18 protein-coding genes and 1 tRNA gene are annotated in these 18,081 nt (G+C 49.9%); 7 read left to right on the top strand and 12 right to left on the bottom strand.

Annotated elements, in window-relative coordinates:
• The 10 genes from HZB31_03580 to HZB31_03625 all read right to left on the bottom strand — a co-directional run.
• On the bottom strand, window positions 1-242 hold a 242-nt coding region (locus HZB31_03580; GenBank protein MBI5847019.1), incomplete at its 3' end, for a sodium/proton-translocating pyrophosphatase.
• 127 nt (window positions 243-369) lie between these two features.
• Window positions 370-810 (bottom strand): CBS domain-containing protein, encoded by a 441-nt coding sequence (locus tag HZB31_03585; protein ID MBI5847020.1) that lies wholly within the window; start codon window positions 808-810, stop codon window positions 370-372.
• A 29-nt stretch (window positions 811-839) separates the two neighbouring features.
• Window positions 840-2,018 carry a quinone-interacting membrane-bound oxidoreductase complex subunit QmoC gene (qmoC, locus tag HZB31_03590; protein ID MBI5847021.1) on the bottom strand — a complete coding sequence of 393 codons (1,179 nt, stop codon included), beginning with the start codon at window positions 2,016-2,018 and terminating at the stop codon, window positions 840-842.
• A gap of 27 nt (window positions 2,019-2,045) precedes the next feature.
• Window positions 2,046-4,271 (bottom strand): FAD-dependent oxidoreductase, encoded by a 2,226-nt coding sequence (locus HZB31_03595; GenBank protein ID MBI5847022.1) that lies wholly within the window; start codon window positions 4,269-4,271, stop codon window positions 2,046-2,048.
• 8 nt (window positions 4,272-4,279) lie between these two features.
• Window positions 4,280-5,533 carry a CoB--CoM heterodisulfide reductase iron-sulfur subunit A family protein gene (locus tag HZB31_03600; GenBank protein ID MBI5847023.1) on the bottom strand — a complete coding sequence of 418 codons (1,254 nt, stop codon included), beginning with the start codon at window positions 5,531-5,533 and terminating at the stop codon, window positions 4,280-4,282.
• Between the two features lie 140 nt (window positions 5,534-5,673).
• A complete protein-coding gene (locus HZB31_03605) occupies window positions 5,674-7,686 on the bottom strand; it encodes an adenylyl-sulfate reductase subunit alpha (protein ID MBI5847024.1) in 2,013 nt (670 codons plus the stop codon).
• Window positions 7,687-7,699: 13 nt separating this feature from the next.
• Window positions 7,700-8,140, bottom strand: coding sequence for an adenylyl-sulfate reductase subunit beta (gene aprB, locus HZB31_03610; protein MBI5847025.1), 441 nt, complete (start codon window positions 8,138-8,140; stop codon window positions 7,700-7,702).
• A 73-nt stretch (window positions 8,141-8,213) separates the two neighbouring features.
• Complete coding sequence (gene sat / locus HZB31_03615; protein ID MBI5847026.1) at window positions 8,214-9,407, bottom strand: sulfate adenylyltransferase; 1,194 nt, start codon at window positions 9,405-9,407, stop codon at window positions 8,214-8,216.
• Window positions 9,408-9,454: 47 nt separating this feature from the next.
• A complete protein-coding gene (locus tag HZB31_03620; GenBank protein ID MBI5847027.1) occupies window positions 9,455-10,105 on the bottom strand; it encodes an adenylate kinase in 651 nt (216 codons plus the stop codon).
• A 217-nt stretch (window positions 10,106-10,322) separates the two neighbouring features.
• Window positions 10,323-10,916: an XTP/dITP diphosphatase gene (locus HZB31_03625; GenBank protein MBI5847028.1), complete on the bottom strand. Its 594-nt coding sequence runs from the start codon at window positions 10,914-10,916 to the stop codon at window positions 10,323-10,325.
• An 87-nt stretch (window positions 10,917-11,003) separates the two neighbouring features.
• On the opposite strand from HZB31_03625, the gene HZB31_03630 reads away from it, so the two are divergent.
• The 7 genes from HZB31_03630 to HZB31_03660 all read left to right on the top strand — a co-directional run bounded on the left by HZB31_03630 (window position 11,004) and on the right by HZB31_03660 (window position 16,767).
• The gene (locus HZB31_03630; GenBank protein MBI5847029.1) at window positions 11,004-11,408 is read left to right on the top strand and encodes an RDD family protein; all 405 of its coding nucleotides are present in this window, start codon (window positions 11,004-11,006) and stop codon (window positions 11,406-11,408) included.
• Window positions 11,409-11,452: 44 nt separating this feature from the next.
• A complete protein-coding gene (locus tag HZB31_03635) occupies window positions 11,453-12,460 on the top strand; it encodes a rod shape-determining protein (GenBank protein ID MBI5847030.1) in 1,008 nt (335 codons plus the stop codon).
• 14 nt (window positions 12,461-12,474) lie between these two features.
• The gene (gene mreC, locus HZB31_03640; GenBank protein ID MBI5847031.1) at window positions 12,475-13,254 is read left to right on the top strand and encodes a rod shape-determining protein MreC; all 780 of its coding nucleotides are present in this window, start codon (window positions 12,475-12,477) and stop codon (window positions 13,252-13,254) included.
• Window positions 13,251-13,706, top strand: coding sequence for a rod shape-determining protein MreD (gene mreD, locus HZB31_03645; GenBank protein ID MBI5847032.1), 456 nt, complete (start codon window positions 13,251-13,253; stop codon window positions 13,704-13,706). Before mreC ends, mreD begins: the two co-directional genes overlap by 4 nt.
• Window positions 13,696-15,477, top strand: coding sequence for a penicillin-binding protein 2 (mrdA, locus tag HZB31_03650; GenBank protein MBI5847033.1), 1,782 nt, complete (start codon window positions 13,696-13,698; stop codon window positions 15,475-15,477). Before mreD ends, mrdA begins: the two co-directional genes overlap by 11 nt.
• Window positions 15,464-16,585: a rod shape-determining protein RodA gene (gene rodA / locus HZB31_03655; GenBank protein MBI5847034.1), complete on the top strand. Its 1,122-nt coding sequence runs from the start codon at window positions 15,464-15,466 to the stop codon at window positions 16,583-16,585. The genes mrdA and rodA overlap by 14 nt, the downstream gene beginning before the upstream one ends.
• Window positions 16,586-16,691: 106 nt before the next feature.
• A tRNA-Met gene (locus HZB31_03660) sits at window positions 16,692-16,767 on the top strand.
• A 17-nt stretch (window positions 16,768-16,784) separates the two neighbouring features.
• Here HZB31_03660 and HZB31_03665 read toward each other — a convergent pair.
• Together HZB31_03665 and HZB31_03670 are read right to left on the bottom strand one after the other, a co-directional pair.
• Window positions 16,785-17,270 carry a hypothetical protein gene (locus HZB31_03665; GenBank protein MBI5847035.1) on the bottom strand — a complete coding sequence of 162 codons (486 nt, stop codon included), beginning with the start codon at window positions 17,268-17,270 and terminating at the stop codon, window positions 16,785-16,787.
• Window positions 17,271-17,389: 119 nt separating this feature from the next.
• Complete coding sequence (locus HZB31_03670; protein ID MBI5847036.1) at window positions 17,390-18,076, bottom strand: hypothetical protein; 687 nt, start codon at window positions 18,074-18,076, stop codon at window positions 17,390-17,392.
• Window positions 18,077-18,081: the final 5 nt, after the last annotated feature.

Genomic DNA, 18,081 nt, shown 5'->3' on the forward strand with positions numbered 1-18,081 from the left:
CCAATGCCAGTCCATACACCAAGCCCCAGCGCTACGATAAGTACAACGAGAACCACTGCAACCATCGCTACAGTCTTATATTCGCGGGCAAGAAACGCATATGCACCTTCCTTTATTGCATTGGAAATCTCCTGCATCTTGGCATTCCCCGCATCCTGCTTTGAAACCCACATTGCGGTCATGACAGCGTATATAACGCCCAATACGCCGCAACCTAAAGCAAATAAAATAGTCGAACTCATCAAATTCCTCCTTTAAATTAGGGTTTAGTAACTGGCGTTTTGAAAATCGTGTTAGTATTTACAATCCGACCGAATAATGCAAATTATAAATATTTATGGTAAAGCAAGAAATTCTTATTAGTATTATTTATCCGGGGTATTTGTCAGATATATAGTCTTTCAGGTAGTGGTTCTCTGCCCTGAGATCTGATACCTGGGCCTTTACCACATCTCTGATGGATAACATGGCAACGATCTTTGTATTTTCGACAATGGGTAAATGCCTTATCCTGTTTTTGATCATGATTGTTGTGACATAGCAGAGGTCATCGTCGATCTCGGATATAATAAGGTTTGTGGTCATGACCTCGCTCACCTTTATATCCTTGAAGAGGACATTGCCCTTTCTTGTCCAGGACTTCAGCACATCCCTTTCGGTAAACATTCCGACCGGCTTATCGTTGTCAACGACTATCAGCGCGCCGACCTCATTTTCGACCAGCTGGTAAATCGCATCTGCAACTGACTTATCCTTGTCAATCGAGATGATGTTTGAGTTAATCGGCCCTAAGATCTCTTTTACCATCATGGCGCATCACCTGCCCTTTCGTTTCGACGTTAAACCCGTTTCATTTCTCTGCCCGAGTATTTTGCGTAGACAAGGGCAGTTGTCCTGTAAACCATGTGAGCCATCTTCGAAAAAGGCGCATAGGCAAAAAGGAAGAAGACTGAAACAAGGTGGATAAAATAAACCGGATAAGCAGCCATCCTGACATGCGTCAGTCTGAGTACTTCTGACAAGATTCCGGTCACCACAATTGACGTGATAACGCTGATAAAGAGCCAGTCATAATAGCTGCCCTGTCCAGCCTTTTCCGCATTTTTTCTTCTATTGGTTATCACCTGAAGTATGCCGGCAAGGAGAACTACCGCGCTGATATTGCCGAGGATCTTCATCGGGTCATAGAGCGGATAGGGGGATTCGCCAAAGTTCAGCCAGAATGTTCTCTGAATTCCAAAAAACTCATGACCATACAGATAGGCAATCGCCCAGGTCGTTGTTATAGCCAGACCAACAAATCCGAAGAAAACAAACATATGGGTTTTGGATCTGTCATTGGTTACTTCGCATTGCTCAAACCGTTTATGGGTCATAAATTCAAAGACCGTCTCAAGGATCATGGCGATCATGGGGCCCTTTACCTTCTTCTGCCAGGGGTTTGAACTCACCTCGATATTCTTTGTGAGATCCTTCCAGTATTTCGTCACTCCCATAAAAAAGCCGAAAACGGCAAAAAGCGCTGCAGCGCTGAAAATAACATCAATATACGGGACTCTCATGAATTTCTCGGCATACACAATCTCGCCTTCAGGAAAGAAGGAGTTGCCCTGAATCATAAGTGCCGCAAAAAAAATAATAATCGGAACTGCGAGAAGACCGAGCAGCGCCTTGGGGCTCGCAACAGCCTTGCCCATGAAGCCAGGTGTTGCATAATGCTCTATGCTCAGCTTTCTGACCGCACCCAGCACTTCGCCTGGTTTTGCGCCTCTTGGACAGTATGCAGTACAGTCGCTGCACTGGTGGCAGAGCCAGACATCCGGATTGCTGATAAGACGGTCCTTAAGCCCCCACTGCGCTGCGATCATCTCTTTTCTCGGAAAGGGATTGTCTTCCGGCGTAACATTGCATACCACGGAGCAGGTTGCACACTGGAAACACTTCTTTACTGATTCGCCGCCTGCAGCGATGATATCGTTTATGAAATTGACATCAGGTTTTATAATCTGCTCTGCCATATATTTCTTCCTCCTGTAAATGCGTTTTTAGAAACCCTTGAACGGATTGGGGCCCACTTCATCGATTCTCTTCATAAAGTCATCGATCATTGCGGGCAGCTTGTCATACTCGGATATGGCCACCTGCATAAGCTGGCACCGGTCTGCCTCAAGCTGGAGTTTGCTGAGCGTCTCCTGGAGCTTTTCGAAGCGATAATTTGCGAGTTCGCTGCCTTTTACAAAATGGCACTGATAATTCTCGCCATATTTGCAGCCAAGCAGGATCAGACCGTCAATACCTCTTGACAGGGCGTCCGTAACCCAGACCAGGTTGGTAGAGCCGAGACACCTGACCGGTATGATCCTGACCGAAGGATGAAGCTTCATCTTCTTTATGGCTGCGCTGTCGAGTGCGGGGTACGCATCGTTTTCGCATGCCAGGACAATGACGCGGTACCCTTCATCAGGGACGTCAATACCCTTTATCATAGATCCAACGATATCAACACTGAAATCCTTGAACGATACAATCCTTTCAGGGCATGCACCCATGCATGTGCCGCAGCGTCTGCAGCGGTTAAGGTTGTATTTCGGGATACCCTTCTCGTCTTCGTCGATAGCGCCGAAAGGACACTCTTCAGTGCAGCGCTTGCAGGCTGTACACTTGATCAGCATTGGATCAGGGAATGTGGTATCCCATGCCCTTGGATGAACTGCCATGCCTTTTGCCACATGCTCAACGCACTGGATTGCCTTCAGCGCGGCACCCGCTGCATCATCAGCAGCGTCAGACATGGTCATCGGCTGCTTAACGCATCCCGCAGTATAAATACCAGTTCTTCTGGTCTCGTATTGGAAGCAGATAAAATTGGAATCTGCAAATCCGTATGCTCCTTCAAGCGTCGGGATCTCTGGCCCCTGGCGATAGGTAAGGTTCAATATAGAATCGGGTTTCGGCGTTTCCTCAAGAAAGGCCTTCTTCGCGTCGTCGCCTTTCTTGCCGACCGCGGTAAGCGCATCATAGTATTCCTGGGTAGCTCTTGTTGCAGGCACAATGCCGGTCGCCAGCACAACAAGGTCAGCTTCGACCTTTATCTTTTCGCCAAGCAGAGTATTTTCGGCCTCCACAAAGAGGTTGCCGTTTCCGGCATCAGTAATCGCCGTTACATCACCCTTGGTCAGGAGCACCCCGGGGTCGTTCTGCATATTTTTATAAAAGAGCTCGGTCTGACCCGGGGTCCTGATATCTTTATAGAAAATCATCGCAACAGCGTCGCTGCTCTTTTCTCTCACATATTTTGCCTGCTTGAGTGACGTGCCGCAGCAAAAGGAAGAACAGTAAGGAAGATGATCAGCGTCTCTGGACCCTGCGCACTGGATAAAGGCCACATTCTTTGCCTCTTTGCCGTCAGAAGGTCTGGTGATCTTGCCCTTCTTTGCAAGCTCTTCCATCTGTACGTTGGTGATAACATTCGGATGGCCGTAGCCGAGATGTCCAAGCTTTGTGGCATCATAGGGCTTCCAGCCTGCTGCCATGACAAAGGCACCGACCTTGATCGTCTGGCTGGTGCTGTTTGTCTTCAGCGTCACATCGAAGAGTCCTGGCTGGCCGTCAGTCTTTTCCACAATGGTTGACTTATATATCGTAATGTCAGGGTGAGCTTCCAGTTCCTTGATCTTATCGAAAATCCTCGGCTCATCAAGTTTATCATAAGGGTAAACCCGCGGCGTTTCCTTATAGAGCTTTGCTGACCAGCCGCCAAGTTCCGCCTCTTTTTCGACGAGAATAACCTTGTATCCGGCATTAGCAGCCTCAAGCGCTGCGGTGATGCCGGTGATGCCGCCGCCGACCACCATAATGGTATTGCTCAGGTCCTCAAGAATATTCGGCGTCGGCACATCGCCCTTCTGCACCTTGATAACGCCCATCTTCATATAGTCTTCGGCTACAGACTGTGTGTCTTCGGTCTGTGGCTCCATGGTCCATGCAATGAACTCTCTGAGACTTACCCGTTCCGTGATCGTGCCGGGGAAATCGAACTCCTCGAACTTTACACGAGGAGAGCAGGCCCCGACAACAATGCAGTTCGTACCCTCTTTGATGTCATTATTTATCATTTCAAGACCGGCCGGGCCGCAGAGTATGTCGTGTTCCTTGACAGCCTCGGCAGGAACCTTTGCGCCGCCGGCTGTGGCCTTTTTCAGTTCATCCACATTGATGGCTTCCCCGATGCCGCAGCCTTTACATATATATACGCCGATTTTCTTTTCCATTCTGAATCCTACCTCCTTGCGCTCTGAATGCTTTTTATTGCGACTCCTGTTGCATCCTGCACTGACCGGGCAACGTCAACAGGACTCTTGAGCGTTCCGACTGCGTACATACCCTTTTTCAGGGAAGCTGCAGCAACAAAACCATCAGGCGTGTATGAGATGTCTCCCGGTATTTTTGCAGTCTTGGTCGAGGGGACCATGCCTGCAGCTAGCACGACCATATCGAACTTCACCTTGATCTTCTTGCCGGCCATGATGTCTTCAACTTCGACAATCAAATCCTTTGTCTCCGGATCTTCCGTAATGCCCGCGACCTTCCCCTTGGTGAAGGAGACATTCGGATCTTCCTTGACCTTCCAGTAAAACTGCTCGTATCGGCCCGGCGTTCTCAGGTCTATGTAGAAGATCCTGGCCTTGGAATCCTTATACTGCTCCCTGAGGTATGTTGCCTGCTTCATGGATGCCATACAGCAGATATAGGAGCAATACGGCAGGTGGTTCTCGTCGCGTGAACCGGCACACTGCACAAATGCTATGTTCTTAGCCGGCTTGTTGTCTGAAGGCCGGAGGATCTTTCCGCCTGTCGGGCCATTGGGCGATGCAAGCCTCTCCATCTGCATATTGGAAATAACATTGGCAAGTTTGCCGCCACCGAGATTATCGAGCTTTGAAATATCATAGATATCCCAGCCGGTTGCCATTACAATCGATCCCACATTTACGTTAAGAGTCTGAGGTTTCATATCAAGCTCTATAGCACCATACTTGCATGCCTCAGCACATTTACCACAGGATGCACCCTTGCAGTTCTTTTCATCGATCGCATAGAGAAATGGAAATGCCTGGTTATGGGTAATGTAGGCCGCCTTCGTCTTATTCAGGCCAAAGTTGAAGTCGTTGGACATTTCTACCGGGCAGGCCTCTGCGCAGGCATTACATCCGACGCACTTGTCATTAACAAACCGCGGGCTCAACTTGATCGTTACATCATAGTTGCCTTCCTGGCCGGAGATCTTCTCGACCTCTGCAAGTGTATAGAATGTTATGTCGCCACTGTTTTTTACTCTCTTATAGTTCATTTCAAGGCCGCAATTGGGGGGGCAGAGCTTCGGGAAATACTTGTTCAGTTGAGTAACTCTTCCGCCAAAGTACGGCGTTTTCTCTACAATGATAACCTCGAAACCGGCCTCAGCAGTCTCAACTGCCGCTGTCAGGCCGCTAAAGCCTCCGCCGATCACCAGGACTTTTTTATGTTCTGTCATGTGTATCCTCCTTGAGGCAGTAATTCTCTGCATATTTCGAAAAAGACATATTGCAACGCACAAAATATTTTTTTGCGCCCTGCAATATATTTTTGACAGTAGAAAAAAAGGGGGAGGGCATTGCCCTCCCCCTTGTAAAATTAATCTACGATCTGAACATAGGGAACTTTCTTCATTTCCCAGGTATTCTTTTCAGCATCATACTTTGAGTTGACAAAGCATTTCCAGTTAGCGTCATCGATCTTATCGAAGTCGCCCCTGTAGTAGTACCCAGGGTATCTGGACTCTTCCCTGAAGAGGATGTGACGGGCATGTGCCTCAACAGAAAGGATTCTGTGGAAGTTCTCCCAGCATCTCATCAGCTCATGCAGGTTTGAAGCTGCCATTTTATTGGCGTCTTCCTTCAGCATTTCGAGGAGCTTGAGACCCTCATCCAGCATGGTCTTTGAGGTCATATACCATGTGGAGATGCCGCCAAAGTACTCGTCAGCGATCTTCTGAAGCCTGGTCTGAAGCATCTTCGGCCTGATGTAGTGAGGATTGACGAAAGGATCTGTTGAAACAGTCTTGTATTTCTCGTAGGTCTCGAACGGGAGATACAGGTCTGCTGCGATCTGATCAGCGGTCTCTTTGATCGCCGGTTTGTAATCGGCATTATCAAGGAGGAACGCCAATGCTGACTTGGCTGCAATCCTGCCCTCTGCGTGTGAGCCTGAGGAGAATTTGTGGCCTGATGCACCGCAGATATCACCAGCCATGAAGAGGCCGGGGACAGTGGACATCCTGTTGTAACCCCAGTGATAGTGGTCAGGTGAACCAAGATCATCAGGTCCGCTGCACCAGAAACCTGCGCAGCCTGCGTGTGAACCGAGGAGATACGGCTCTGTCGGCATGATTTCTGAAGGCTCCTTGTCCGGCTCTACGTTCTTGCATGCCCAGAGGCCTGCCTGTCCGATAGCCATATCGAGAAAGTCTTCCCATGCCTCAGCTTCGAGGTGCTTGACCTTCTTTGCGCCTTCCTTTTCGCCGAGCTTCTCCTTGAAGGTAGCGTTAATAGCTGCCATTGCATCGTCGGTCCTCATAAGGATCGGGCCCTTGCCTGCCTTCATATCCCTCATCATGAGGTGGTTACGAATAGCGGTGCCGAGAGCGTGTGGATTAACATACTTTTCAGTATATTTTGCCTGTGCGTCGGCAAGGCCTTCAGCGTTTGCGCAATAGTCTTCACCAAGGGCGTTGGTTGCCTTTGCCTTGAAGAAGAGGAACCATGCGCCAACCGGGCCGTACCCGTCCTTGAACCGCGCAGGGACGAACCTGTTTTCCATCATGGTCAGCTCAGCACCAGCCTGGAGGCCGAGTGCATAGCCTGAACCTGAGTTCCATACAGGGTACCAGGCTCTGCCCTGGCCTTCCTGAGTGGATCTCGGCCTGAATACGTTAACTGCGCCGCCTGAAGCATTGACCATAACCCTCGCCTTGAAGATATAGATCTTGTTCTCACGGACGCTGAAGCCTGCAGCTGCTGCAACCCTCTTGGGGTCGTTGGCATCGTGATAGAGCTTTACGATAAAGACTCTTTCAAAATGGTTCTGCGCGCCGCCTGTTGCAACCCTGTTGAACTCGAGGGCTCTTTTTGCAGCCTCTGCAACGATAACCTTGTAGGATTCGCCGTTGATCATGATCTGCCACTTGCCTGAACGGACCGGCTTGCCGCCGTCCTTCAGGAGAGCCTTACCTGCATCTCTTGCCTGGAAGCCGTCGAGGGAGAATCCGTCGTCGCCCATCTTCCAGATCGGAAGACCCCATTCCTCGAAGAGCTGGACTGAGTCGTCAACGTGCCTTCCAAGGTCATACACAAGGTCTTCCCTGATGATGCCCATAAGGTCGTTCCTGACCATCTTTACGTAATCGGCAGGATCATTCTCGCCCATATAGGTATTGATAGCCGACAGACCCATTGCAACAGCGCCGCTTCTGTCTGTTGCTGCCTTGTCGACCATGGTGATCTTTATTCCCTTCGGGGTTGCCCAGCGTGCAGCCTCAAATGCTGCGCCGCAACATGCCATTCCGCCGCCGATGAGAAGGATATCGGTCTCGATCTCAACGACTTCCGGCTTTGCACAAAATGAAAAATTACAGGTTTCCTTTTCCATGTATTATCCCTCCTTATTTCTTGACGGTGGGCATTACTTTGCCCGCGCCCTGATGTGTAAAGAAACCTGGCTGCTTAAGCTTAGCCATGTCAGCCTCCGGCCTCCCTGCATACGGATCAATAGAGCCTTCTGCAGTCAGTCTGATCGGGAACTTGAATCTCTTGAGGGACCCGTTCCTGAACTTGATCGTCCACATAATGGAGTCAGTACCTCTCATCGGGATAACATTTCCTCCCAGGGGTGAAAAGTCCTGATAACCTCTGACTTCGATCGCCTGTTGAGGGCAGATCTTTACACAGTTGTAGCACTCCCAGCACTGTTCCGGCTCCTGGTTGTATGCCTTCATGAGATCCCTGTTAAGGGCCATGAGGTCATTAGGGCAGATGTACTGGCATGCTGTCTTGTCCTGCGCTTTGCAACCGTCGCACTTTTCTGTGATAACAAAACTTGGCATTGCTTGAACCTCCTGAAAAAATTTTTGAGACTTATATTAAGCCTGAAAGACAGGCTTTGCAAACCAAACGGATTTACTTGCCGAGACTCTGATAATACTTGATCAGAATTTCTGCCACTTCAGGACGCGAAAATTCTTTGGGCGGCGCAATACCGTTGCCCAACATTTCACGGACCTTTGTGCCTGAAAGCAGAACGAAGTCTTCTTTTTTATGGTCAGGTGCTTCACACATCATAACGACCTTGTCCAGTTTCTTCGAGTATGCGGTATGGTCAGCCTTGAAGATCTCGATCTTCAGTGCACCTGCAGGGACCTCATTGTCAAAGATGGTCTGCGCATCAAATGCACCGTAGTGATCACCTACACCTGCGTGGTCACGACCGACAATGAAGTGGGTTGCGCCCATGTTCTGACGGAAAACAGCATGCAGTACACCTTCACGCGGGCCGGCATAAAGCATATCGAAACCATAACCGGTAACCATTGCACTGTTTTTGGGGAAGTACAGTTCGACCATTTTACGGATCGCAGCATCGCGAACAGGTGCCGGGATATCTCCCGCCTTCAATTTACCGAGCAACATGTGAATAACCAGACCATCACAACCTAAACGCTTCATTGCCATGTGACAAAGTTCTTCGTGGGCCAGATGCATCGGGTTACGGGTCTGGAAAGCGACAACCTTCTTCCAGCCGCGTTCAGCGATTTCGTTACGAATTTCGACTGCGGTACGGAATGTGTCCGGAAACTCATCCTGGAAGTATGAGAAGTTCAGCACTTTGATTGGGCCGGAAATACAGACTTTGCCCTGGGCGTTAAATGCGTCAACACCCGGATGGGCTTCACCAGCCCTGGGACGGTAGACCTTTTCAGATATCAGCGCCATATCTGCATCGCTGAATTCTTCAACTGCTTCTACGTCCATAACGGCCAACACAGGATTCCCTTCAACGTTTGGATCTTTCAGGGCAATACGGTCACCGGCCTTGATCGCGCCGGCATCCTTAACCAGGTTTAAAACCGGTGTAGGCCAGAACAGACCAGATGTTGTTTTCATATTATTGGCAACAGACAGGGCATCTGCCTTATTCATGTAGCCTGTTAACGGGTTGAAGTAACCACCGCCCATCATAACTGCATTGGCTGCAGTAGCTGAGCTCACAACAATCGAAGCCAGACCCTTTGCTTCTTTTTGCAGGGCTTCATTTTTAGCCGTGTCATATACAAATAGTGGATTTAGTTCATCTGAACCATGTGGCTTAATCAAAGACATTGCACTTCCTCCTGTTTAGGTTGTATAGGGTAATGGAAACGTTATTTCAGGTCAAGGGCATTACAGACCTTGACGAAGATCTCATCGATCGTACCTGTGCCGCCGTCAACTGATTTCAGGATATTCTTCTTGCCGTAATAATCGATCAGCGGGGCTGTCTGGGCAGTGTATACATCGAGCCTCTTTTTGATCGTCTCTTCTTTATCGTCGTCCCGCTGGAAGAGTTCGCCGCCGCACTTGTCGCAGACACCCTCTTTTTTCGGCGCGCCGAAAAATACATTGAACATCTGACCGCAGGCCTTGCAGGTCCTCCTGCCGGTAAGCCTCTTCATGAGATTCTCAAGAGGCACATCAACGCTGAGAGCTGCCGTAAGGGACATGCCGAGCTTTGCCAGCATCGCATCAAGGGCTTCAGCCTGCGTTGTATTTCTGGGGAATCCATCAAGGATGTACCCGGCCTTGCAGTCATCCTGCTTAAGCCTCTCCTCAACCATGCCCAGCACAACACTGTCAGGCACAAGCTCTCCCTTATCCATAACAGCCTTGGCCGCATTGCCAAGTTCAGTGCCTGCAGCAACAGCCGCCCTCAACAGATCGCCCGTTGATATCTGCGGTATGGCGTTCTTCTCTATGATCTTCTTTGCCTGCGTCCCCTTACCGGCGCCAGGCGCTCCAAGCAGTACTAACCTCATGCAGCCTCCTCATTAATTGACTGTTATTTGCTTCCAGAAAAACCACAACCGCGTGTAGACATACTACAGACAGCAGGTTGAACCTTTTGAAACCATATAACTATATAGCCCGGCATTTTTTTTAGTCAAATTCATATTTTTGATACGCAGATAAGAATTATTTATTTTCGGGCTTATTTAACAAACAAATGACATTAAAAACAGCACCTGGAGCCGATTAGAGGATTGATTTCAAATACGTATGGAGTTTCTCCATTGCCCTGCCCCTATGGCTCAACTCATCCTTCTCTGAATCAGCCATTTCGGCAAAAGTCCTGTCATGCCCCGTGGGGTAAAAAATAGGGTCATAACCAAACCCATTATAACCTTTCGGTTTCTCCGCGATCCTGCCTCTCACATATCCGGTAAAAGTCCTGCACGTCCCATCAGGAAGGGCAAATACCATACAGCAGACAAACCTGGCCTGCCGCTCCTCATTATTTGTAACCGCTCTCATCTGCCTGAGCATTTTTTTTACATTCTTCGCGTCATCAGCACCTTCCCCGGCATACCGGGCAGAGAAGACCCCGGGGGCATTATTGAGGAATTTCACTTCAAGCCCCGAATCATCCGCAAGGGACGGACAGCCGGTATAGCGCGCTACGGCAAGGGCTTTTTTTTTGGCGTTCGCCCGAAACGTCAGTCCATCTTCCTCGACTTCGGGACATCCGGGAAAGGCATCGAGGGTCTTGAACGTGATTTTATGACCGGGAAACATCCTTTTCATCTCCTCGACCTTTTTTCTGTTCCTTGTTGCCAGCACGATATTCATAAGAAGTCGTCCCCTTTCTTTATTGAGAGAGCATGCTATTGTATGTTAATTATTGAAAAATATTAAAGGGTTTTGTTAGTATTGCAAATGTCCGAGGAACCGAGAAGGGCTGGGCTCCTTCTGAGAACAGCCGCAAAAATCCTTGATCTCATTCTTATTGCAGCAGTAATCGAAGTTATACCGAGGGCCGGTTTTCTTGCCGGTTTGGCCTATCTGCTCCTGGGCGATGGCCTGTTCGACGGCAGAAGCCTTGGGAAAAAGCTGATCCGACTGAAGGCAGTTTCCATAAATGCTCTTCAGCCCTGTACCTTCCGGGAAGCTCTGCTGAGAAACAGCACCCTCGGCCTGGGATATATTCTATGGCTCGTACCATGGATCGGCTGGATCGCCCTCCCGGTGATAGCAGCAGTTGAGTTTATTCTGATCCTCGGAAATAAAGAGGGCAGACGCCTGGGCGATGAGATCGCCGGGACAACCGTAATCGAACGTTAAACCTACTTTGAGGAGTTGACATGTTTTTTCATAACATACTTGGAATGTTTTCAAATGACCTTGCTATCGATTTGGGGACGGCAAACACCCTGGTATACGTAAAAGGAAGGGGCATCGTCTGTGACGAGCCCTCTGTTGTCGTCATCAGAAAAGACAACCGCAAGACCATTGCGGTGGGAGCAGAGGCAAAAAAGATGCTCGGTAAGACGCCGGCGAATATCATGGCGATCAGGCCGATGAAAGACGGTGTCATTGCTGACTTCGACGCCACCGGCGAAATGCTGAAATACTTCATCAAGAAGGTCCATAACAGGCGGAGTTTTGTCTCGCCGAGGGTTATCATCGGTGTTCCGTCAGGCATTACTCAGGTTGAGCAGAGGGCGGTCAAGGACGCGGCAGAGGCCTCAGGGGCCCGTGAAGTTTACCTGATCGAAGAACCGATGGCAGCGGCAATCGGCGTCGGCCTTCCTGTGGGGGAGCCCTCAGGCAACATGATCGTTGATATCGGCGGCGGCACGACTGATGTGGCTGTCATCTCTTTGGACGGCGTCGTCTATAGCAAGGCCGTTCGCGTAGGCGGGGACAAGATGGACGAGGCGATCATGGCCTATATAAAAAGAAGATACAACCTTATGATAGGCGAGACCACAACCGAGCAGATCAAGATAAATATCGGCTCCGCCTTCAGCGCGGGTGGTCCTGATAAGCGCGTCATGGATATCAAGGGCAGGGACCTGATCTCGGGCATCCCAAAGACGATCACCATAAATGAGGATGAGATCCGCGAGGCACTGTCTGAACCGACCAACATTATCCTCGACACGATCAAGGCAGCGCTTGAAAATACACCGCCTGAGCTCGCAGCCGACATTGTTGACCGGGGCATTGTACTTGCCGGAGGCGGAGCACTTCTGCGCGGCCTTGATATGCTTATCAAGCAGGAGACGAATCTGCCGGTCATTGTGGCCGAAAATGCGCTCACCGCTGTTGTACAGGGGGTCGGCAAGATGCTCGACGAGTTGGAGCTGCTCAGAAGAATCGCAATTAACTGATTACCAGAAATGTAATGTTCAGAAAAAAGGCTGCTCTTTTCCTTATCATTGTCATTGTCCTTTTTTCCTTCATGACCTACCAGAGCAGAAAGGGATATTCTCTCATGGATAATCCTGCATCCTTTATCCTTAACGGTGCATCCTCTGCCATCACCTCGGTTGTTGACGCTTTCAAACGCCCCTTCCAGCTTATCGCACTCAGAGATGCAGACAACAGGTCTCTGCAAAAAAAAGCAGATGAGCTCATGGTCGAACGCATGAAATACCAGGAAGCCCTGCTCGAAAATAAGCGTCTGAAGGAACTGCTCAAGCTCAAAGAAAGTCATAAAGACACGATAGCTGCGGCAAAGATCATAGGCAGGGGCACGAGCCACTGGACACATACCTTTATCCTCGATAAAGGGCTGCAGGACGGCATAACAAAAGACTCGACCGCCATTACACCGAAGGGCCTCGCAGGCAAGATATTCAATGTCTCTGATTCGTTTTCGAGCGTCCTGCTCCTGACAGACATAAACTTTTCAGCAGCAGTCAGGCTCCAGGAAAGCCGAAAAGAGGGGATATTGTCCGGTACCGGAACAGGCAAGACCGTCATTAAATACATGCCGCCGGAACATGAAGTCAAAGAGGGAGATATTGTGGTCACCTCAGGGCTTGATCTGCTCTTCCCAGCGGGTATTCCGGCAGGATATGTATCAAAGGTCAACAGGCAGGGCTCCGGCCAGTTCCAATATATCGAGGTCGTTCCATTTGTTGATAACGCAAGCATAGAAGAAGTCCTGATCATTAAATGAACTACCTGCTCTGGGCATCGGCCTTTTTCATCGCTTTTTTGCTGCAGGTAAAGATTTCACTTCTTTCCGTATCGCCTAATATCACGGCGCTCCTGGCCTATTACATCGGCATAAAATACGGCCAGAACAAAGGTGTGATTTGCGGTCTCCTGATCGGGGCGATCGAAGACAGCCTCTCAGCGCCTATTCTCGGCCCTAATATGTTAGGCAAGGGCCTGGTAGGTTTTTCCTCCGCCTTTTTTATTTCCGGCGGGATCTTCGTATGGACGCCGCTGTTAGGCATGCTCGGCCTTGCCCTCCTCACCGTTATCGACAACTCGGTTGTCTTTCTTTCGCTCAGCATTTTTGACAAAACTCCGACCAACCCGGCCTCTGCGCTATTCATCACGATCATGCAGGCGCTTTTAAACTCGGCGGCGGGAATGGTCATAAAACCGGCTCATGCAGACTGAAAAAACAGGCACAGAAAAGATCATTCTCATCAGTTACCTGCTCATTGCAGGGTTCGTGGTCGTCCTGCTCAGGCTTTGGCAGCTCCAGATCCTGCAGGGGAACGAATTAAGAAAGATATCAGAATCGAACAGACTTCGTGTTATCGGCGTGCCGGCGCCCCGGGGCATTATCTTTGACAGAAACAGAGTTCCCCTCGTAAAAAATACCCCCTATTTCTGCGCCTCCGTAATACCCCAGGAATTCAACAAAGGCAATCTCGCGGCCCTGTCTCAACTCCTGAACGTTTCGGAACCTGAGCTGTATGACAGGATCACGCGCAAGGCTGCAAGCCCTTTTACCCCTGTCCGCTTAAAGGAAGGCCTCAGCTTTAGCGAGATCAGCGTCATCGAAGCGAGACGTTCCGATTTCCCGGGCCTTATGATCGAGGTAGAAACGAGCAGGGAATATATGTATGGAAGCGTGGGGTCTCATCTGATCGGGTACCTCGGGAAACTGAATCCGGCCCAGTCGACCGACCCGAGTTTCAGGGATGTTCCTCCTGAGGCGTTCATCGGGCAGTGGGGAGCCGAAAAGCTCTATGATAAAACTCTCCGCGGGACTGCGGGGCAACGGATCATAGAAGTCGATGCAGTGGGCAGAGAGATACGGCTTCTATCCGAGACAGCGCCGGTTAAAGGCTCTGATCTTGACCTGAGCATTGACATTGCGCTTCAGAGAGAAGCTGAAAAGGCATTTGAAGGAAGGGCCGGCGCCCTCGTTGCGCTCAAGACTGATACAGGCGAGGTTCTCGGCCTTGTCAGCTCCCCTTCGTTCGATCCTAACCAGTTCTCCAAAGGCGTAAGCTACGGTGACTGGAAAGCCCTTATGGAAGACAAAAAAATTCCGATGCTCAACAGGGCGATTCAGAGCCAATATCCCCCTGGTTCAACCTTTAAGATCCTGACTGCTATCGCGGCCCTTGAAGAAGGCGCTATCGATACCAGCACAACAGCCGACTGCAGGGGCGGACTGAATTATGGGAAATGGCGTTTCGGCTGCTGGCAAAAGAAAGGCCACGGGACTGTCTCCATTCATCGCGCCCTTGTAGAGTCCTGCGATGTCTTCTTCTATGAGACCGGAAAACGTGTCGGCTTTGACAAGGTCCACGACTATGCCATAAAGCTCGGCCTCGGCGCCGAGACCGGAATAGAGCTCGGCAAGGAGAGAAAAGGCCTGATCCCGAATTCAGAATGGAAGCTCGAACATAAGAAGTCCGCGTGGTTTCTCGGTGAAACGTTTATCAATTCAATTGGACAGGGCTATGTTTCGGTAACTCCGTTACAGCTCGCGGTCATGATGAGCTCAGTTGCAAACGGAGGTTCCGTTTACAAGCCTCTTATCCTCAAAAATGCTGTCCCGGAGCTTATTCGAAAAGTAGAACTCAGACAGGAAACCCTTGATATTGTAAGGGACGCTCTCAAAGGTGTTGTCAATGAGCCGGGAGGGACCGGTGCTGCTGCCAGATCGTCCATGGCAACCGTAGGCGGCAAGACAGGAACGGCACAGGTCGTCGGCCTCAGAAAAGACTCGAAATTTCTCTCGGAGAAATTCCGGGACCATGCATGGTTCGTCTCCTTTGCACCCGTCGAAAAACCGGAGATCGCCATGGCGGTCTTTGTAGAACATGGCGGCCATGGCGGCAGCGCAGCCGCTCCCATCGCAAAAAAAGCTCTCGAAGCCTATCTCCTGTCTCCGGAAAAGAAGAAGGAACTGCTCAATGTTCAGAATTGACCGGAGGTTCCTGCAGAATTTCGACTGGGTGACCTTTTTCACGATCATCGTTATTTCGATCATAGGGATCATGACCATCTTCAGTGCCACGCGGCAGCCGGGTGATGCGCCGCAGGCCTCTTTTTATCTGAAGCAGATCGTATGGCTTCTGATCAGTATCTGCGCGCTCATCGTCATAGTCAGCTTTGATTATATCTGGCTCGGGAGGATTGCCCTGCCCCTCTACATAACCGGCATTTTTCTTTTAGTTATTGTACTTGTTTCCGGCAGGACCGGCATGGGCGCACAACGGTGGCTCAGCCTTGGCTTTTTTTCATTTCAGCCCTCTGAATTTTTCAAGCTCATATTCATCATCATGCTTGCGGGCTATTATAGTCTGTCACGGGATGCGCTGCATGCCATGTCCCTTATGCGGGTTTTCTTCATGATCGTATTTCTGCCGTTTCTGCTGCTCTTCAAACAGCCTGACCTCGGCACGGCCATTGTCGTCCTGCTGATCTTTTCATCCGTTTCCCTCGCAAAGGGGTTCCAGAGAAAACTTCTCGTAACGCTCGTGGTTATAGGGCTCGTCTCGCTTCCTTTTGTCGGCAATATCGCCTGGACAGGGTTGAAGGACTACCAGAAGAACCGTCTAATTGCCTTTATCGATCCACAGGCTGACCCCACAGGTATTGGCTATCACATTAACCAGTCAAAAATCGCTATCGGATCAGGGGAGTTTTCAGGGAAAGGATATCTGAAAGGAACGCAGGGGCCGTTTCGGTTCCTGCCGGAAAAGCATACTGATTTCATCTTTGCCGTATTTGCAGAAGAATGGGGCTTTACAGGTTCGTTCTTTCTTATGATCCTTTACTTAATCCTGCTCTTGCGGGGCCTCGATACGGCACGAAAGGCGAAAGACGACTTTGGGAGACTGCTGGCGCTCGGCATTACATTCATGTTTGGCATCTACTTTTTTGTAAACACCGGCATGACCCTGGGCATTATGCCGGTAGTCGGCATTCCTCTTCCGTTCATGAGCTACGGCGGAACTGCCCTGCTTTCAAACTTCATCTCAGCAGGGGTTCTGATCAGCATCAGGACGCGGCGCTTCAGCCTCTTTTATTAGGCAGGCTAAATCTGGTATAATGCTCTTCTTGATTTGAGACCGGTTTTGGGGTTAGGGATTGGTTTTTCTGATAACTCCTCAGTGGTCACTCATTACGACCTTTTTCGGCGGTGTAGCTCAGGTGGTAGAGCATGCGACTCATATTCGCAGTGTCCGGGGTTCGAATCCCTGCACCGCCACCAACTTTCCCCTTTAGTATTCAGTCCTCTTCTCCAACAATAATCAGGGGCAGACCGCAATCCGGGCATTCTCGGGCATCATGCCCGATAGGTGACCCGCAGGCCGGGCATTTCCCTTTCCCAAGCATCTCTTTTACCATCCGCAGCTCAGGGTCCAGTTCCATAAGGTATTCTTCGATCGTCTGCCGAGACCTTTCGAGATCCTCCGGAGAGACCTTCAGCTGCACCGTATCACCACAGCAACCCTTCCTGCAGCCGGCATCTGAATGGAGGCCGCACGGGATGCCTGCATCCAGGAGTACCGTCCTGAGTTCGCTCATCCAGGTCAGGTCTCCATCCATGACCTTCACCGAGTTATCGACAGCCGTCTCTTCTGTCTGCTTCCGTTGCTCCTGTGCCTTGTTGCATTCTTCAGGCGAAAGCACGATTACGCCGCAGTCCGCGCAGTTCTCGATATGCGGGAGATACTCTGCTCCGCATTCAGGACATATTTTATTTTGGTTCATGGTTTGCAATACTCCTCAATTATTTTCCCAACGAATTAATTGCAGATAGTATATTTCATTGTGCTGGCGTTCGCCAATTAGCAACTACAGGTCAGGGGGATAGAAGAACAGATTCCGCTTTAGCGATATATCACAATCTCACCGGTTTCGGCATCCTGCGCAATCCTATCCCCTCTTCTTTTTTCTCCGGAGTACAAATAATCATCCAGTGAATAGGCGACTGTCGGTCTGAGGCCTCTGCCTGCATATTCCAGTGTCTTGAACAGATACCGGATAAATGAGCCTGAATAGCGGTACCGGCGGATACAGCCCTCAATATGTTTCAGAAGCAGATCGTCAAGTCCTTGCCAGCATGATATCCTTGGGTGCTGTTCGATCCACTGATCGATAGTAAGCCTAACCAGTTTAATAATTTCCTGTTTGGCAGCTACGTTCCCTTTTTGTGCAATTCTAACCAGCGCAATGCTGATGGTATCCCGCACTTCTTTATCCTGTTTATCCGCCGGAGAGAGAAAGGTATAAAGTTTGTCCTGATATTTTTTCAGGATGATCTCAACTGCCCTTTTATCTCTGAAACATCGTGGACGCCTGCCCCTGCGTGATGACTGCCATCTTCTCTGTAATTTACGGTCCAGGGCCCTGGTAATTCTGTCCCAATCTACGCTGCCTGTTTCTGTTCTGATATTTTTCTGCGCGAAACGATAAACCTGCGGGGCATTGTGCAGTATCCAGGAACTATTAAATGTTGAGGGTTGTATCGTTTCCAGAAGACTGTTTATGGTCTTAACAGCAGCGGAAAAGTTCATGTGGC

It is taken from the genome of Nitrospirota bacterium (genome assembly GCA_016235245.1).
Classification (GTDB): Bacteria; Nitrospirota; Thermodesulfovibrionia; order Thermodesulfovibrionales; family UBA6898; genus UBA6898.

Coding starts and splice junctions, on each gene's coding strand:
- HZB31_03600 (MBI5847023.1), bottom strand. CDS start 5,533: ATGACAGAACATAAAAAAGTCCTGGTGATCGGCGGAGGCTTTAGCGGC.
- HZB31_03625 (MBI5847028.1), bottom strand. CDS start 10,916: ATGAATATCGTGCTGGCAACAAGGAACAGAAAAAAGGTCGAGGAGATG.
- HZB31_03670 (MBI5847036.1), bottom strand. CDS start 18,076: ATGAACTTTTCCGCTGCTGTTAAGACCATAAACAGTCTTCTGGAAACG.
- mreC (MBI5847031.1), top strand. CDS start 12,475: ATGTTCAGAAAAAAGGCTGCTCTTTTCCTTATCATTGTCATTGTCCTT.
- mrdA (MBI5847033.1), top strand. CDS start 13,696: ATGCAGACTGAAAAAACAGGCACAGAAAAGATCATTCTCATCAGTTAC.
- HZB31_03630 (MBI5847029.1), top strand. CDS start 11,004: ATGTCCGAGGAACCGAGAAGGGCTGGGCTCCTTCTGAGAACAGCCGCA.
- rodA (MBI5847034.1), top strand. CDS start 15,464: ATGTTCAGAATTGACCGGAGGTTCCTGCAGAATTTCGACTGGGTGACC.
- qmoC (MBI5847021.1), bottom strand. CDS start 2,018: ATGGCAGAGCAGATTATAAAACCTGATGTCAATTTCATAAACGATATC.
- HZB31_03665 (MBI5847035.1), bottom strand. CDS start 17,270: ATGAACCAAAATAAAATATGTCCTGAATGCGGAGCAGAGTATCTCCCG.
- HZB31_03585 (MBI5847020.1), bottom strand. CDS start 810: ATGATGGTAAAAGAGATCTTAGGGCCGATTAACTCAAACATCATCTCG.
- aprB (MBI5847025.1), bottom strand. CDS start 8,140: ATGCCAAGTTTTGTTATCACAGAAAAGTGCGACGGTTGCAAAGCGCAG.
- HZB31_03595 (MBI5847022.1), bottom strand. CDS start 4,271: ATGGAAAAGAAAATCGGCGTATATATATGTAAAGGCTGCGGCATCGGG.
- HZB31_03605 (MBI5847024.1), bottom strand. CDS start 7,686: ATGGAAAAGGAAACCTGTAATTTTTCATTTTGTGCAAAGCCGGAAGTC.
- HZB31_03635 (MBI5847030.1), top strand. CDS start 11,453: ATGTTTTCAAATGACCTTGCTATCGATTTGGGGACGGCAAACACCCTG.
- HZB31_03620 (MBI5847027.1), bottom strand. CDS start 10,105: ATGAGGTTAGTACTGCTTGGAGCGCCTGGCGCCGGTAAGGGGACGCAG.
- mreD (MBI5847032.1), top strand. CDS start 13,251: ATGAACTACCTGCTCTGGGCATCGGCCTTTTTCATCGCTTTTTTGCTG.